Raw genomic sequence first — 17,857 nt, forward strand, 5'->3', positions numbered from 1 at the left:
GATATCGGTTAAGTACATCTGAAGCGGATCGTTACATTTTTCACCGATTTTGAATGCCGGAGTAGGGGCAACCGGCGATATGACTGCATCACAGGAAGAGAAAGCATTATCAAAATCCCGACTCACCAGGGTCCTGACTTTGGCAGCTTTCAGATAGTAAGCGTCATAATAGCCGGAGCTGAGTACATAGGTTCCCAGCATAATCCTCCGTTTTACCTCCGGACCGAACCCCTGTCTCCGTGTCTCAGCGTACATATCGTAGAGCGACCCTGCATTCTCCGCCCGAAATCCGTATTTAACCCCGTCATACCGGGCGAGATTCGATGATGCTTCAGCGGTGCAGATAACATAGTATGTCGATATCGCATAATGGAGATTAGGCAAAGAGACTTCAGTAAATTGTATCCCTTTATCCTTCAGTTTGTCGATTAATTCGGTACAAGCATTCCGGACTTCATCCGAAAGACCTTCGCCGAAATATTCTCGGGGGATTCCGACACGAAGGGTCTGTGGTTTTTCTTCGAAGAGCGATTTATCATAAACAAACTGATTGCCCGAGCAGGTGGAGTCTCTTGGTTCGGGGCAGGAAATGATTGACAGCACAAGCCCGATATCCCGAACATTGGTGGCGATAGGGCCGATTTGATCGAGGGATGATGCAAAGGCGACCAGACCGTAGCGGGAAACCCGTCCGTAGGTAGGTTTAAGCCCCATTACACCGCAATGGCTGCAGGGCTGACGGATCGAGCCGCCGGTATCGGAACCGAGCGCGGCGGGAACCGCTCCATCGGCGACCGCAGCAGCACTACCACCACTCGAACCGCCGGTGATATAATTGGGATTATGGGGGTTACGGGCCGGGCCGAAATGACTGATTTCGGTGCTCGATCCCATGGCAAACTCATCTAAATTTGTTTTACCGATAATAACTGCGCCCGCCTTTTCCAGCGCATCGACAACCGTGGCATTGTAGGGAGGTACAAAATTCTCAAGCATTTTCGATGCACAGGTGGTGGGAATTCCCGAGGTGCAAATATTATCCTTGACCGCAACAGGGATACCGCAGAGTGGAAGAGTGCCTTTTTCTTTCATGGTCAGATGGTCGATCTGTGCAGCGCGCTCGAGCGAACGCTCTTCCAGAACAGAAGTAAAGGCATTGGTTTTCGATGTCTGCTTTATCGTATCAAGAGAGGTAGACACCAGATCGGTGCTTCGAAGCTCTCCCGAATAAATCTTTTGTGCAAGGGTTTCAATGGAATCCTTGTGAAAACGCATATAAAATACCTGTTCTATGAATTATCTTTCCGGCAGTATCATGATCCGGAATGCCGCAGACGGAACCCCATCAGCTATTTGTACCATCGGAAAAAATAGAGACTGATAAAGATACCCAGAATCGAAAGTAAACTGAATTTCATCTGAAATCCGAGCTGAAATTTTATGGCATTCAAATCAATAACCAGTGGCCTGAGGTCGGGCTGGGTGTTGTTTTTGCCGAGACCTTCAACTCCCAAAACCATGGCATTTTTGATGCCGAAATCGCCGATGCCGAAATAAACATTGGTAGTGAAAAAATTCTTAACAACATTATTCTCTCCGGGAATAACAACACGCATAAGTGAATTCAGGTAAGAGCCGATAAGAATACCGATAACAACAATAAGCACAATGGTTCCGAGTCGTTTTTCTTTTAAACCAATTGCCATAAATAATTCCTTTCCCGGAAATTTCAGGTCAGAATACAGATGTTTTCGACATTATCCGGCGGATTATGGGCCGGGTATAATGCAGCATTGTCTTTCAAAATACAATATATACCTGTTGCAAATCACCGCCTGGAGGGAATTTCTTTTAAAACCAGCTCTCTGGTGACCTTTTTTCCATTCCTGATGACGGTAATATTTACTTTATCACCAACAAAATAATCGAGGAAAAAACCTTCGATATCTGCCGTTGAATGGATAGAGCGGTCGCCCATTTTCACAATAACATCTTCCCCTTTCAGACCTGCAGCATCACCGGGGCTGTTTTTCTGCACCGATGTAATCACAACGCCATCGGTACGATTGAGTCCGAGGGAGAGGGCGATGGTTCTGTTGACATTCTGTACCGAAATACCGGTGTAGAGACGGCGGCGTTTACCGTATTTTTTGAGTTCTTCCGCCACCCGTTTCGCCCGGTTGACCGGGATTGCAAAGCCGATTCCCACCGAGCCACGCTGACTTTTACTTCCCGTATATATAAATGTATTAATCCCGACAACTTCACCCAGTGCATTCACAAGTGGACCTCCCGAATTACCGGGATTGATCGCAGCATCGGTCTGGATCATGCTCTGATAATAGGCAAGCTCGCTTTTGGCGAAATTTCTGTTTGTTGCACTGATAACCCCGACAGTCACCGATGGACGTGAATCGTTCATAAAAAAGCCGAAAGGGTTACCGATTGCAATGGCCCATTCGCCGATAATAATGTCATTTGAATTCCCCAGCGTTGCAGCGGGATAATCGCCTTCTTCAATTTGAATCAGGGCAAGGTCGGTTGTAGGATCCACTCCAATAACTTCGCCTTCAGCCTCATGTCCATCCTGAAAATTAACATAGAGTTTTCGGGCATATTGTACAACATGGTAGTTTGTAAGAACGAGGCCGCTTTTGTCGATAATAAACCCGCTTCCCATATTTTCGACTTCCTTATACCGGGGCATCAGCTCGGGAGCGAAAAAGAGATCGAAGAAATCATAAATCTGATAGGTCTGGCTGACAACATGGAGTTCGGTGACGACTATGCCCACCACGCATCGAGAAACATCTCTGGTAGCTTTAATAATGGCATTGGTCCGGGAGTTGTCTACCCGTTCGATGACTTCATGGCGGGGCCGCTGTTTGACAAGGGGCCAGGTGGTTTTCGGCGCCTTTTCGCTTGATGGACCGTTTCGTTCGGACTTCGGGAAAAGGACCGGGTAGAAACGGCGGATTACCATGGGACCAATAAGAGAACCCAGAAGCATGCCTGAAAGAAGAAAAATAATATACAAATAGATCTTTCCCGACTTTGAGAAAATCATAAATCCTCCGGATATTCTATGTTTTCGAGGATGAGCCCCTTTGATGGAGCGGTATTACCGGCTTGGGTCCGGTCGTGTGATTTGATAATTGCAGCCATCGACGACATAAGCCTTCCCCGGCCGATATCGATAAGCGTTCCGACAATCGATCGTACCATTTTATAAATAAAGCGATCGGCGGTTATAGAAAAAATAAACATATCGTTATTACATGTCAATGCAGCTTCGGTTACCTTACAGGTCATATTTTCGGTGCCGCTGCCCGATGAACAGAATGTTGAAAAATCATGGGTACCGAGCAGGGAAGAGACATGCTTGCGTACCCGGTTCCAATTGACCGCATACATAATTGTCCATGCCCTGTGGCGTACCAGTGGGTGATTTTCGCAATTCATATAATAGCAGTACCGTCGTTTAACCGCCGAAAAACGGGCATGGATATCCGATGAGACCGGTTTCATCTCAAATATCTGAATGTCTCCGGGGAGTATTGAATTGATCGAAAACCGGAGTCTTTCGATATCCCGGACAGGGGGTATATCGATATGGGCCGCCTGTCTTCGCGCATGGACACCAGCATCGGTTCTCCCGGCGCCAACAATCGAACAGGGAATGCGGGTTGCGGTACTGAATGCGTGCTCGATTTTCTCCTGTATGCTCGGAGCATTGAGCTGCTTCTGCCACCCACCATAAGAGGCGCCGTCATACTCTATCCTGAATAAATATCGTTGTGTGGTCTCATGCCGCTTTTTCAAGTTCTTCAACCCGGATGATTTTATAACACAGGAGTTCAAATGCTTTTTTATTGGGATCTATTTTGCCGGTTTTACTTCCGATATCAAATTCCTGGAGCCAGCCGAATATTTTCTTATGGTGATTTTCTTTGAATGCCCGGGCCTGATGTACCAGTCGCGGCTTTATAATAACCGGATAAACTTTATTCAGCTGATTTTCGCCAAGCAATCCTGCGGCTACCCCGAACCTGAGAGCGAGTTCATTCTGTTTTTTCATATTGAAATTACGACCGGGATTGAGAAGCATCCGCGCCTGGTCCGGATTCTGTTCGGCATATTTCCTTATTCGGTAAAGAGCCCAGAAATGCTTGAAAATGGCGCTTATACAGACCGGAGCATAGAAGGCTGATGCAAAAAGCCCGTCAATGATTTCCATGGTCCTTTTCATATCCTTTGTTCCAAGGGCATTCGCAAGCTCATAGGGCTGAGTTGTCCGGGAAACGCCAACTATTTGGTCGATTGAGTCCCGGTCGATCGCTTTTTTAGGTGCTATATTAAGGTCTATTTTCTGAAGTTCCGAATAGAGGGCGCCAAGATCGGTCCCGGTCAGATCAATGAGGTGTTCCGCACAATCCTTTGCTATTGTCCTGCCGAAAAAAAACGGTACATTGGTGGTAAGCCATTCGGAGATTTTGTAATCCGGGGGTTTCATGAATTCAAAACAGGAATAAACAGCACTGTTTGATGATACCTTATCTTTATAGGCTTTTACCCAGTTTTTCCACTTTTTTGCCTGAGATGTTCTGTTGTCCGAAAATGTTCCGGCATCCATGAATAGATACACATTATCGATCGGATAGTCCAGAAGGCGGGATATCTGCTGTAAATCATCAGAGGATAACCGCTCAAGATGATTGATCTGGAATATCCGAATGTCGTTGAAAAGCGAGGGCGTCATTATCTTTTCGATAAAATTGAGTACTGTTTCGGACGTCGGATCGAAAAGTTCTTTTGTGCACGAACCATGAAGAGTCGTTACTTTTTCGATAAGCGCCGACCGTATCTGTTCCTTGGAAATGGTATCATCCCCGCAAAACAGAACAAAGGGGGTTGCTGCAAGCTCTTTTTTTTCTTTCATGGTATCAATGGAGCAAGTGATATATGTGAATCGTTAATTATCCGGCTGAACGTTTTTTGATTTTCTTTGTACAAACCGGTATCATTTTTACATACGGCGATAATACTTTGGGCAAGGCTTTCGGGATCTGTGGCGGAAAATCCTACCCCGGCTTCAAGAAGCTGGGTGCAACTGGTTTTCTGCGTATGATAATCCGGGCCAAAAAAGACGGGTATGCCGAACCGGGCCGCTTCCCAGACATTATGTCCTCCCACCTCGACAAATGTTCCGCCCACAAAGGCCAGATCGCCGATACTGTACATATCTTCGAGAATTCCGAATTTTTCAATCAGGCAGACATTCCAGTTTCTGGTTGTGTGGATGTCTTTCAGATGAAGCGTTTCATCTGAAAGCTCTTCCAGAATAGCCGGAACTGCGGTAAGATGGCGGGGAACAATGATACATCGCAGGGGGAAACCTCTCTCGGATAATATCTCGAGGGTTGTTCGAATAAGAGTGGCTTCTCGCGGGTGAACGCAACCGGCGGTCATGATAGTCATTCCGTTATCGCAGTGCATCTGTTTTCGCAGTGCAGTCCGTTGGGCAGCGGTGGTTGGGGCGATAGTAATGCGTGATTTCAGATTTCCCACAACCGACAGCGCATCCGGGGAGGTGCCGAGTTTTCTGAATCGCGCGGCATAATGCTCAGCCTGGGCAAAGACAGGACGAAGATATGAAAAGAGGGGGCCGAAAATAAAACCGAACCTTGTATACCAGGCAAAGGATCCGGATTCGACCCGGCCATTAACAATGCCTACGGGGATTCCTTCTCTCATGCAGGTGAGCATCATTGAAGGCCACAATTCAAGCTCCATAAGCCACACCCGGGAAATGTTGAAATTTTCCACTGTCTTTTTCATGAGTTTCAGGGTGTCGACCGGCAGGAACCCGATTTCAAGTATACGTTCGTGATGTTTCATCCTGAGACGTTCCACGCCGGTACGGGTCGTGGCGGTGCAGAAAAAGTGCATGTCGGGATGCTTTTCGGACAGGATATCGATAAAAGCCACCAGGAGTTTTGTTTCTCCCAGAGATGCTGCGTGGAGCCAGACAACATGTTTATCCCCCACCGGCGTCTCAGGTGATGGCGCCCGGAAACGATTTTCGAGATCCCAGGATCCGGTAAGGCCCAGAAGGCTGAGAAAAGGGATGATAATAATCCGGCCTGTTTGAATGATCAGATTATAGATAAGGACTGTTGCAACAAGGCTGCAATTTATCATAATTACATTCTAATTGGTTGACACGCGGTTTTTGCCTTTTTTCTTTGATTTGTACAATGCCCGGTCGGCGTCGGCAATGAGAAGATCCTTGCCCCGGGGATGACTGCCGTCATACACGGATATACCGATACTTATTGTATAGGATATCGAGTTCTGTCTTGCCTTGCAGGGTGCAGAGGCGATTTTTGTCCGTATTCGCTCGGCAAATGTCTCCGCTCCTTCAAGATCGGTGTCCGGAAGAATTATCGCAAATTCCTCTCCGCCATACCGGGCAAAAAGATCGCCGCAACGGATCACCGATGTAATCCGGCGGGTCAGGTCTTTAAGCACCTCATTGCCTTCAAGATGCCCAAAGGTGTCGTTTACCATTTTGAAATTATCGATATCGATAAAAAGAAGGCTGAAACTGGTTGATCGCCTGTCGGCCCGGGCAATTTCACGAATCAGGCTCTCATGGAACAGACGGTAATTGGCAATACCGGTAAGACTGTCTGTTTTTGCCTGTAGCTGGGCATGCATGTCCATGTATGCATGCTCCACAATGGATGCGATCAAAGAGGTATATACATACAGAAACTGATAATCTTCGGTGTTTTGCTTGATCTCTTTGCCCATCAAAAGAAGAGAACCGATCGTCTTGCCTTTCACTCCCATCGATACGGAAGTCCATTTATTGCCGATCCGGGTATCACTCTTCTCGTCTTTAGCATTAAAAAGTGTAAAGTTGATTTCACTCTTCTCAAATTTGGATTTATCGATCATGCTGAAGGCATCGTTCCACCGTGATAAAATCAGTTTTTCGGCTTCGGATTTATCGAGGGGTGCGGTGCGGGGCATGGCATAAATTTCGGAAAAATTCAGAAAATCCACCCCGATAACACAAAAATCGGTATTCATGCGATGGTGAATATCCTGAAGGATTATTTCCATGAGGTCGGGAAGTTCGAGTGATAACAGCAGTTTCCGGGAAAACTGGAAGAGTGAGGTAATATTCTGGATATGCCCTTGAACATCGGGTGACATAGCCGCCGACTGTTCCATAAGCATCATGCTTTTGAGATGAAAAGCGCGGTTGGCGACCGAACGCTCCACCTGGCGGGTCAAATCATCAAGTGAAAGCGGCTTCATAAGATAGGATGAGGCGCCGAGATTGGTGGCCATGGTGGCGGAATCCAGCGATGCGTATCCGGTAATAACAATTACTTCGGTGTGTTCATCCTTCTCCTTGGCAAACTTCAGAAGCTCGATACCGCTGATATCCGGGAGCTTCAGATCGAATATGCAGATGTCGTAATCCTTTTCTTCGATCCGCTTCAGCGCTTCATGACCGGTGCAGCATGTCGTAATACGATAGGTATCCGAAAAGGCCTCTTCGAGAAACTCGCATAATGTTTTTTCATCGTCAACAATGAGAACTTCGTACTCGGATGTTTTTTTTACGGCTTGAATGGCGTTCATGTCGACTCGTAGAATCTTTGGAGTTAAAGAGATAAAGCAACAATGAAAATAGTTTGTGTGCCCCTGCTCTTTCCTACTAATAGGTGCGGACAACATAATTTCTTACATGAAAGTAATAAAAATTAATACCAATACGAATTCCTGAATTAAACCAAAACCGGCTTACGGAATTGCTGTTTTGCGGATTTCCGTGCCGGAAGTGACAGGGATGGTGATGTACTTTTTGAATGTATATAAGTCTTTGAATTGACATCAGATCTTTTTTAAGCTATATTTTCTCTCCCCCTTATGAGTTAACGTATATGGCTAATGAGGAAATTATTTCAAAATGATCAAGATTTTAAAACGAATTGCCGGCTGCTTGCTCCTTGCCCTCTGTTTTTGTACTGAGTCTCCCTTTGATGCTTCTACCGATCTTGGTAAAGAGATTGTCGATGATGTTGATAACTCCATTACCGATTTTGAAGGCGGTTTCGATGTTGTTATCGATCCCATGCCGACTGAAGCGTCGAGTTTTCACACAAAAAACTCAAATCTGTTCGGTCTGCACGGCGGAACAAACCGCATAACAAGCGGCGAATGGGCTTCCACCGGCGAGAAAGCCTCAGCCTACCTGGAGTTCGCTTTCACCCAAAGCCCCTTTGACAGTGCGCAACTGGTCAATTTTCAGAAAGTCGATTCGGTATACCTTGTCCTGAAACTCGATACCGATTTCAATGAGGTAGCCTTTACGGATTTTTCATCAAACCCGCCCCGGTTTTCTCAAACCTTTCAACTCAAAAATCATGATGCCTTTTTGAGTTCCCTGGACACCGTACCGACCGGTGTTGCAGCGGTGAGTGCTTCTGATACCGATTCGACGGTAACCTTTGTTTTAAGCAATCGTTTTACAAGCCATTTTAGCGATTCACTTGCAGAGTTGAGAGATTACCTGATCAATGAAACCAAAATTGAACAGGCCAAAATAAATGCCGTAAAACGGCTCAATACCCTGAATAACTCGCTTTCGACCTTTGAAGCAAAAAAGGAAAATGTCGACAGTCTTCTTCGTATGGCAGCCTTCGATTCCCTGGAAACGGCTATCAATAGTCAAAAAAGTCTTGTTGACAGTCTGGAGAATGCGCTTCAGGATACTCAATCCTTACATAAGAGCGAGATCGATTCACTCGACTCTCTCTACGACTATTATTCCCGCAAACAAGCCTTAACCTCTTCTGAGCTTCGGCAAAAAGTTGTCCCGTCCGACACGCTTACCGGTTTGACCGGCGACGGCGACAGTATAAAGGCCGTAATCGATACCATTCGGAACAAGGGGTTGAGTTCTGCAGATACGCTCATCCTCGATACGCTGGAAAATGATATCGATTCGGTGTATACCACCATCAAGACCATTGTAAATGGCGTGGCTGTATCCGATACCGTTCGGACACTTGCTCTGGAGTATGTCGAGTACGGCGACTTGATGATTCATATCCGCATGGAAGTCGATCCGTACGATTCGCTTGTCAATTACCTTCAGAATAGAATTGAAGCGGAAGAGAGTACTCTCCTGGAATATTATGTTGATGTCAACGCCGGTAACAGTTCTTCCGTATACAATGTAGATTCCCTCCAGAATGAGAGAACGCGTTCGCAGGACTCAATTGCCGCTCTCGAAGATTCGATAGAAGTATGGCAACATACAAGAGATTCGCTGCAGATCAAAGTCGAAATGAAAATTCAGAAAATGGGATTTGTATTGCATGACGAACACCGGTTGGCAAGTTATCTGGGTACTTCGAGCACTTTTGCTCCTTATTTCAAGATCGTGTACAGCTATGCACCGGGCAATAAAGGCACCGCAACGGTCCGGTGCGGATATGCCGACTACTCGGTTGTCGAAACCGACACTGCCGGTCTCAATGCACGCCCGGTTGCATCATGGGCATCAAGTAGAAAAGCTCATTTTGCAATAGATTTCTCCCGGTTGTGGCAATGGATGGATTCTGTGGATTCCGATCTGGTCCTGAAGGCACATTTGCGGCTCTCAATAGAGGATACACTGTTTTTGAGTAATGAGAAAAAACCGAGCTTTGCCTTCTATTTCTCCGGAACCTATTCACAGCAGGATTCATTAAAGGAGTATTTCCGCGGTAATGTTATTCAATCGAAATCTGCTGTCTATGAAATACCCATCGAAGACTCTCTTATGACTATGTACCAAAACAATAGAACGCCAACCGGCTATTTACACCTTGCGCTTCTGGGCATGGATGAATACTGGGCTCAGGTTATCTGGAAAGATACGGATATCCGGTTGGAAGCGGTGTTATTCGAAAATCCCAAATAAGTTAAGTAATGTATTCTATGAAAACTAAAATTGTATCAGTCGCAGTCGGTATTCTGTTATCCGGTACTTTATGTTTCGGGCAGTCGCTTCTCGGTCTGAAATATCCCTTTGGTGTACCCCTCAGGAGTCAATCAGGAATGGCCCTCGCCATGGGAGGGGCGTCGGTAGCGGTCCCCGACGATCAGCATGTGCTTTTGTCAAACCCTGCCAATCTCGGCTCCATTAACAGGACCGTGTTTTCTTCACTCGTGTCATTCGATTTTCTGAATCTCAAGAGTGAAGATGGATCGACGAATCATTTGACGCTTTTACCAAAGCAGATATCCTTTGGCGTATCGATGGAGAAGTTTGGCGGAATCGGTTTCTCAATGGAACGACGGAGTAATGCCGAGACAAAATATCAGATTGACAGTCTGGTGCAAAATCCGGCCACGGTATCGAGGCTCGAAAGATCCCTGTCACAAAACGGTGGACTCACGAGTTACGGTATAGGGTACGGAATCTCATTTGGGAAATGGGTCAGTGCCGGATTACGCTACGATCGCGTCTATCTTTCTATCGATAATTCCAAATTAAGTACTGTTTACGGAGAAAGCTTCGGGGCCCAAAGCGGTATATCCTATGAGGAAGACGCCCGGGACAGTGTTCGATTTCTCTGGGGCGGCAATGGGGTTCGCCTCGGGGTGACAAGTCGTGTTGTCAAAGGAGTAACTGTCGGTGTCGCTGGAGAGTATTACTTTGAAAGCAAGGCCAGTAAAAAGCTGGTACTCTATTCGGGTAATTATACAATCAATACCGCCAAGCTGGAACATGATTTTCAGCTTCCTCCCACAATCACCGGAGGCGCTTCATGGAATATTACCCCCCAGTGGATTGTTGCCGGTGATGTTTCTACGACATTCTGGGATTATTTCCATTCGGGCGGTCTGATCGAAAAACCGGATGTTGAGTACGCGACAGGCTTTTCCGCAGGCGCTCAGTTCATTCCCGCTCCCGAACTCCTGGCGCCAAAATACTGGGAAACGATACAGTGGAGAGGTGGATTCAATTACACACAGCTTCCTGCAAAAGACAGCCGTCAGTACACTTTCAGCCTGGGATCCGGTCTTCCGCTCAAAGCAAACGGCATGATCGATATAATTCTTGAATACGGCCGACGAACCGATGACCGGTATGAGGATTATTACGAAGAGCTTTTCGGTATTTCGATAGGAATCAACGGCGGAAGAAAATGGGCGAAATCTTCGAGAGGGAATTACTAAAAGCGTTGAAACATAGCTATGTGGCATGGCCTACATGCCATGACATGAATTCACCGGCAATCGCTGGATAGCCCCCCCTTTTCCATAAAATTTCCTCTTTTTCACCACATCAAATGTATATTAAAATAAGGCGTCAAAGATATCCGGGACCTTTTTAAAAGAGGGGTTGTATGAAAAAACTTGCAGTATCTCTTTTTTTGATTTTTGCTGTTGTGTCGGGGGTGCATGCCCAGGATGAATTGTTGAATCTGTATGCATCGGTTGGGTATGGCTTTCCTATTGGAGGGCGGTATGTTGATTCGACCTACAAATATGACAGCGGCAACAACCCTCTGACTGATGAAATGGACGATCATTACTTGAATATCGGCCGGGGGATTAAGCTGGATATCGGTGCGGCATATCGGGTTATGGAAAATATCGATGCGCGGCTTGGGCTGGAATACTCCGGCGGAGTGCCGTCAATTACAAAGGAAGTCGAGAGTATAGACGGGGTAGGGGGGACAACGACCTCCAAATATAAATATTCACAATTCGGCATAAAACTGTATGCGGTACCGAATTTCAGAATCGTTGAACTTCTTGATATGTATCTGGGCGTAGGCGCCGGAGTGTTTTTCAATTTTACTTCCATGGAAATCGTTCGTACCACCGACGGACCCGATAAATACGAAGCAAAAGTAGATTTTAAAAATAAACCATCCTTTGCCTTTCTCGGATTGATTGGCGCAAATTATCCCCTCAATGATTTTGCATGGCTCTTTACTGAAATCAATTTTGCCGCCATGAATGTGACCGCAAAGGAGCGAGAAGTCGAAAGCTCCGATTTCCCTTCAAATGTCAATGAGGATATGCGGTTGACCAGCGGTACGGTTGATATTTACGAGAAAGGTGCCCATGACCGTTTCGCTCCGGTAAAAACGCCGGCCTCCAATTTCGCAATCAAAGCGGGAATCAGATTTTTTGTTCTATAAACAGATGTCCGAACAGTTCCCCCTTTTATTATGGCATGGATTAAGGGCTTGTTGGGAAAAAGTTCCTTGTCCAAATCTTCCGAAAAATGTACTATTGTAGTAGTAGCCTGTTCTGCGGGAATACGTAAGGCGTTTGAAGGAGAACTCTATGAATGGTCCCAATGTATATGAGCATATTTTTGTTAGTAATAAATCGCCTCAGGAGCTTTTTAATGAAGTTGCTCATATCTGTTCATTGATTGACCCTTCACTGAACACGCCTTTTCTGAAAGAAGTATATAATGATATCGTCGCCCTTTTCAGGGGTGAGTATGAAGGGTATCGGGAGTGCACTACGCGGTATCATGATCTGTCGCATACGCTTGGCGTTTTTCTGGCCATGGCCCGTCTGATTCACGGAGCAGTGGTGACCGGCGAGCTGAAAGAAAAATCCAGTATTATCAACGGATTGATAGCCTCACTTTTCCATGATGCTGGTCTTATTCAAGAGCAGGGTGAGCGCGAGGGGACCGGGGCGTCCCATTCATCGGACCATGAACGGCGGGGTATCGAATTTATGCGGTCCTATCTCGGTGCAAAAAATTATTCCCCCCGGGGGATAGAAAATATCAGCCATATAATCACAAGAACAAATCTGACTCTCTCTCCGGATCAAATTCCGGATCTTCCCGCCGATGTCGAGTTGCTGTGCAAGTGTATGGGGACCGCAGATCTTATTGCCCAGATGGCCGACCGGTTGTATCTCGAAAAGCTGCTCTATCTGTACCGCGAATTCGAAGAGGCCGGCGTGCGGGGGTTTATCTCCGAACTCGACCTTTTAAAGAAAACCGAAGCCTTTTATAAGGATCTTTCGCAAAATCGCCTGAAACGTGATCTGGGTAATATTACTCCCCTTCTCCGTGATCATTTCAGAGCGCGCTTCGGGATCGACCGCAATCTTTATCAGGAATATATCGATAAAAATATCGGTTACCTCAAGACAATCCTGGAGTCGCACGAAGATGATTACCGTCGTATGCTCCGCCGTGGCGGTATCGTGGCGACGCTCAAGGATGATTTTATTTAATTTCTTAAAAAACCATCGCATTTCTCCTGCACTTACTCATATTTGCACGGTGTTTTTTTCCTGCACTTTCCATATCGCCACTTCCGAGCCCCGATATTCCGCTGGCCTGGGAAGATGATGCGGTTACCGATTCTTCACTGGTTATCACGCGGAAATCCACGATTCACGCGGTCAACCTTGACGCCGAATCATTCCGCGACCTCTATCCGGATATCGAGAAAGTAAACAGTATCAACCATTCTCTTATACTATTCGACTAGTGTACCGTCCGATAATCGAGGAGAATTTATCGGTGGATGATTTTGTTCATCAGCGAGGCGCGAAAGAGGCGAATACTGGGCGTATTCAACGATTGAGCAACGAAGCAGGTGGACAAAAGGGCCACCGAGAGACCTTCATCAATTGTCGAACGGGACACTAGTGTACTGTATCTGTCTATGAGCATATTACCCGACCGGTGAGGCCTACCGATAAAATTTGGCCGTTCTTAATTTTTCTCCGCCCGCGGTAATGACACAGAAATACGCTCCTGTGCCGGGAGTGATTGCTCGGTGCTTCCAGGTGACAACCCCATTTTCGCGGGGAAGGTTTTCAAATGAATGGATCAGTTTACCATTAGGAGAATAAACGGCCAGACCGATACCGGTGTGGTGTGATGCGATGTTATAGGAAAAGGTCACCTTTCCATTCCGGGTCACGACATCGAGAGCGGATGTTCCTGATAATGTATGATACAGGGACCGCCGCACCGGCGTGCAGACATCGGTAACTGTATCGTAGGTAACGGTAAACAGCGTATAGGTCGTTTTAAGCGTGCAGGGCGGCTGCTTTACAAAAGTAATCGGGATGGTAAACGGTACAGTTTGATACGTCCCCGACAGGGTCACTACCGCCGAATCACATTCTCCGGAAACTGTTCGTGTCATTCCCATTCCTGTGGTGTCGATAGGAAGCATTGCCGGGACATATTGAAAGAGAACGGTGCTGTCGGAAAGACATTCATCCATGATGTTTTGACCGAAGAGCAGTGATGTCAAAAGGAATATGTACGCACCTCCGCGTAAAAGTCTGTGTGTCATTGGCCCCTCCTTAGTGAGATGATTACCGATTATCTTTATGCCCTCAGTATAAATATATATCACCAATCCGGAATATCAAATGATACAGGGCTTATCCGGTGCTCTCCGAAAATCCGGTTTTACGCGCCTTTCCGACCAGCATATGACAGGTAACCGGGATTCCTTGGGGTGTCCTGTGGAGAGTATCATATTCTCTACAAAAAGAAAAAAGCTTTTTTGGATTCAGACGATTGCCCTGGAGCGCCGTACTTCCGGTGCCGACAAAGCTTTTCAGCGCGGCGAGTGGGGTAGGGTAGTGAAAGGTTATCCGCAGTTCTTCCCGGCTCAGAATATCAAATCCGGACCGGCTGAAAAGAGTTTCACACTCGGGTAGGGAGAACAGTCTGATCGGGTTTTTCACCCCATATTTTGTCTGGAGCTGTTGAAGTTCGTGGAATGAATTGTTCAGAAATACTGCAAAAAGAAGGTGCCCCCGGGAATTGAGGACCGCATTGATTGCTCTCAGCGCTCTGGATGGTTCGGTAAGCCACTGGAGAACCGATGCCATTACCGCTACGGCAAAGGTCCCCGAATGGAGGGGAAGCGATTCTATGTCGGCTACAATCGCCGGAGCGGGCGGTTGCCTTTGGGTTCTTGCTTTCTGAAGGCATTGGGGAGCTATGTCCAGATAAAAAATGTTCCGGGAGTGGGGAATGCCGGCAATTGTTTCGAACAACCCTGTCCCGCATCCCAGATCGATCCAGGGAGAGGTATCGGCGGGGAGTTCGCGGGCATAGCCAGCCAGCTTCTCTAATGCCGTTTGCTGAATTGCGGCATATTCACCATAGGTGCCGGCTTTGTTCGAAAAGGACCGCGCAATACGCTTTTTATCGGGAATCTGCGGAGCCATTGGTATGTAAAATAGTTGAAGACCCAGGGAAAGAAAGAGAGAAAAGCAACAATGTCTGTTTCTGTTTTTGCCTGTGCCCCCCAAGTATGGGGGGCGGGCGGAGCCCGGGGGGTTGGGCTTTCAGGAAAAGCATTTTCATAGCTGGGTTTTAGCATGGTCCCGACCGGGGGAGGGAATAGACCCCCAGGCCCTACCAGAATCATACATTCACCCAAGTTTAAAAGTATTCTACGAAAAGGTTAATGAGTTTAATTGCTATATATGGATGTTACGACTGCTATACAATATATTTAAAAGAAGAGGAAATGAAGTATATCCATTTATTCGGAGGAGACAGGTATGTCACAAGGTTCAGTAATGAAGAGGGGGCTGTGGTTTCTGATTGTGCTTTTTCTTCACTATTCTGCAGTGAATGCAGCCATGGCTGAGTTTTATGTTGCACCGAACGGAGGTGATTCCAATGATGGTTCGGAGGGGGCTCCCTTTAAAACGATCGGCAGGGCGAAAACCGCGGTGGCGTCGGCCAATCAGAACATGACCGGCGATATAATCGTGTATCTTCGGGGGGGACAGTATTATCTCACCGAGACACTGGGTTTTGATGGGAATGATGGCGGTAATAACGGTCATAATGTCATTTATCATGCCTTTCCCGGGGAAGTTCCGGTGATCAGCGGTGGTGTCCGGGTTACCGAATGGACCGACGCCGGGGGCGGTATCTGGGAAGCATCGCTTGCTATCGATAAAAAAATCAGACATATGTGGGTGAACGGTGTTCGTGCAGAAAAAGCGCGGAGTGGTACCAAATACACCGGTACCCTTGGCGCGGATTTTCTGGATGGATGTACCAATACAAATTTCCATGATGTTGAATTGAGTGTGTATAAAGGCTGGGATGATCATCATTTGTGTGTCGATGATTTTATCGGCGGTGAAACACAGATGCAGGAGCCTATGTGGAGTATTGCAACCAATCCTCCCTGGAATCAGTATGCTCCCGGTGACGGCGATCCTTTCTATGTATGGAATGCCTACTGTGTGCTCGATGAACCCGGTGAATTTTACTATAACACCACCGATAAGGTCCTCTACTACATGCCCAGGAGCGATGAGACGCCTCTCACCGATGCTGTGGTTACCGTTGGTGTTGTTGAAGGACTTGTTCAAATTTCCGGCAGTTCGCTGACAAGCAAAGTGTCAAATCTCCATTTCCGAGGAATCACTTTCAGCCACGACTGCTACCTTCTGGAAAAAGCCGGCGACTCCTATGGTTTTACCACCATGCAGCTGATACCCATGACAATCCAGGGAGGTGGTGGAGAGACCGGCTGGTGTGGTACGGGATGGCTTCAGGGAGCAGTGACCGTCGACCATGCTCAGAATGTGGTCTTCGAGCGATGTGCGTTCCGTCATCTCGGCGGTATCGGTATTAATCTGACCAACGGCGTGACCAATTGCAGCGTACGGGGCAATATTTTCAATGACATCGCCTCAACATCGATTTCAGTCGGAAGTCCCCGTCATGCATTCCTCGATGAACAGTGTGTGGACTGCCCCTGGGATGAGCTTGAAGCGCCTAAAAATGTGAAAGTAATGAACAATATCATCCGCAACGGCAGTTATGAGATAAAGGGATCTCCCAATTTTGTCTCTTTTTTCACCGATGAACTGGAATTCAGTCATAACGATCTGGGGCCCTCACCCTATATCAATGTCCATGTCGGATGGGGATGGGATTATGCCCTGCAATCAACCACCTGCAAAAACAACAAGTATAATGCCAATATTATCAATGGAGGCCTTCAGAAATCACCCAGTAAAGACGGGGCCTGTATGTATTCCCTCGGTCAGATGCCCGGTTCGACCTTTGACAGCAACTTTGTCCATTTCAGGGGAGTCGAATTCCTGGCCAAAGGGTTCTTTTCCGATGCCGGGTCCGGAGGGCAGCAGTGGAATAACAATGTGTTTGAAGCGGGCGATATCACCACTCCCCACCGATGGTTTAACAACTGGGGGCATACCGGTGAGATCCGGGTTGAAGAAAACTGGGTCAATTACCCTCAGCAGCCTCCCTATACAACCAAAACCAATTATCAGCGTTTTGACGGTCCCTCCACAACGGTGGATACCATTTATTTCATCGAAGGCGCTCCTGAGCAGCAGCCCTGGCCTGATGACGCCCAAGCGATTATCGACAACGCAGGCCTTCTGGACAGCTATGCCGACTTGATGAGCAAAATTGACGATCATGATGCTCCACTGGTAACCAGCGTTACCTCATCGAAAAAATCCGTCCGCTTACCGAAAAAGAGCATCCCCGTTACCACCGTGGCAATACAAAAAGGCGCCCGTATCACCTTTGAAACTCCACGGCAGAGCCGGGTTTCGATCAGTATTGTCGATATGCTGGGAAGAGAGATCGCCTGCCTGGCAAAGGGGATGAGAAAAGCAGGAAGGCATTCGGTGATGTGGAACCGGAATGATGCTGTCCTCGGATCGGGACTCTACCTCGTTCACCTTACGATCGATGATTACCGGATGGTACGGGAGCTTTCGGTGATCAGGTGAGGGAGGAGATCGGGGAGTGGAGTGCCGGGGA

The 17,857-nt window shown here is 47.2% G+C and carries 14 protein-coding genes; 5 read left to right on the forward strand and 9 right to left on the reverse strand.

All coding sequences use genetic code 11. The annotated features are described in order from the left end of the window. The 7 genes from gatA to GF401_03400 all read right to left on the reverse strand — a co-directional run. Nucleotides 1-1,275, reverse strand: a 1,275-nt coding sequence (gene gatA, locus GF401_03370; GenBank protein MBD3344083.1) for an Asp-tRNA(Asn)/Glu-tRNA(Gln) amidotransferase subunit GatA, incomplete at its 3' end; no start/stop codon positions are given. A 74-nt stretch (nt 1,276-1,349) separates the two neighbouring features. Beyond that, nucleotides 1,350-1,706 carry a DUF4321 domain-containing protein gene (locus tag GF401_03375; protein ID MBD3344084.1) on the reverse strand — a complete coding sequence of 119 codons (357 nt, stop codon included), beginning with the start codon at nt 1,704-1,706 and terminating at the stop codon, nt 1,350-1,352. Nucleotides 1,707-1,828: 122 nt separating this feature from the next. Then, nucleotides 1,829-3,067 carry a trypsin-like serine protease gene (locus GF401_03380; GenBank protein ID MBD3344085.1) on the reverse strand — a complete coding sequence of 413 codons (1,239 nt, stop codon included), beginning with the start codon at nt 3,065-3,067 and terminating at the stop codon, nt 1,829-1,831. Then, nucleotides 3,064-3,879, reverse strand: a complete 816-nt coding sequence (truA, locus tag GF401_03385) for a tRNA pseudouridine(38-40) synthase TruA (GenBank protein MBD3344086.1) — start codon at nt 3,877-3,879, stop codon at nt 3,064-3,066. Before truA ends, GF401_03380 begins: the two co-directional genes overlap by 4 nt. Further along, nucleotides 3,806-4,939: a hypothetical protein gene (locus tag GF401_03390; protein MBD3344087.1), complete on the reverse strand. Its 1,134-nt coding sequence runs from the start codon at nt 4,937-4,939 to the stop codon at nt 3,806-3,808. Before GF401_03390 ends, truA begins: the two co-directional genes overlap by 74 nt. After that, the gene (locus GF401_03395) at nt 4,936-6,201 is read right to left on the reverse strand and encodes a hypothetical protein (protein MBD3344088.1); all 1,266 of its coding nucleotides are present in this window, start codon (nt 6,199-6,201) and stop codon (nt 4,936-4,938) included. Before GF401_03395 ends, GF401_03390 begins: the two co-directional genes overlap by 4 nt. Before the next feature lie 9 nt (nt 6,202-6,210). After that, nucleotides 6,211-7,755: a diguanylate cyclase gene (locus tag GF401_03400; protein ID MBD3344089.1), complete on the reverse strand. Its 1,545-nt coding sequence runs from the start codon at nt 7,753-7,755 to the stop codon at nt 6,211-6,213. 232 nt (nt 7,756-7,987) lie between these two features. Between GF401_03400 and GF401_03405 the strand changes: the two genes are divergently transcribed. The 4 genes from GF401_03405 (at nt 7,988) to GF401_03420 (ending at nt 13,290) form a co-directional block, all read left to right on the forward strand. Further along, nucleotides 7,988-9,988: a hypothetical protein gene (locus GF401_03405; GenBank protein MBD3344090.1), complete on the forward strand. Its 2,001-nt coding sequence runs from the start codon at nt 7,988-7,990 to the stop codon at nt 9,986-9,988. 17 nt (nt 9,989-10,005) lie between these two features. Next, nucleotides 10,006-11,250, forward strand: coding sequence for a hypothetical protein (locus tag GF401_03410; protein MBD3344091.1), 1,245 nt, complete (start codon nt 10,006-10,008; stop codon nt 11,248-11,250). 170 nt (nt 11,251-11,420) lie between these two features. Then, a complete protein-coding gene (locus GF401_03415) occupies nt 11,421-12,224 on the forward strand; it encodes a hypothetical protein (GenBank protein ID MBD3344092.1) in 804 nt (267 codons plus the stop codon). Nucleotides 12,225-12,372: 148 nt separating this feature from the next. Further along, a complete protein-coding gene (locus tag GF401_03420; GenBank protein ID MBD3344093.1) occupies nt 12,373-13,290 on the forward strand; it encodes a hypothetical protein in 918 nt (305 codons plus the stop codon). 464 nt (nt 13,291-13,754) lie between these two features. Here GF401_03420 and GF401_03425 read toward each other — a convergent pair whose 3' ends face one another. Together GF401_03425 and GF401_03430 are read right to left on the reverse strand one after the other, a co-directional pair. Next, entirely contained in the window at nt 13,755-14,369 is a 615-nt protein-coding gene (locus GF401_03425) for a hypothetical protein (protein MBD3344094.1), read from the reverse strand. A gap of 91 nt (nt 14,370-14,460) precedes the next feature. Further along, the gene (locus tag GF401_03430; GenBank protein MBD3344095.1) at nt 14,461-15,258 is read right to left on the reverse strand and encodes a methyltransferase domain-containing protein; all 798 of its coding nucleotides are present in this window, start codon (nt 15,256-15,258) and stop codon (nt 14,461-14,463) included. A gap of 339 nt (nt 15,259-15,597) precedes the next feature. Here GF401_03430 and GF401_03435 point away from each other — a divergent pair, with 339 nt between their 5' ends. After that, nucleotides 15,598-17,826, forward strand: coding sequence for a hypothetical protein (locus GF401_03435; GenBank protein MBD3344096.1), 2,229 nt, complete (start codon nt 15,598-15,600; stop codon nt 17,824-17,826). Nucleotides 17,827-17,857 lie beyond the last annotated feature (31 nt).

This window comes from Chitinivibrionales bacterium (assembly GCA_014728215.1).
Classification (GTDB): Bacteria; Fibrobacterota; Chitinivibrionia; order Chitinivibrionales; family WJKA01; genus WJKA01.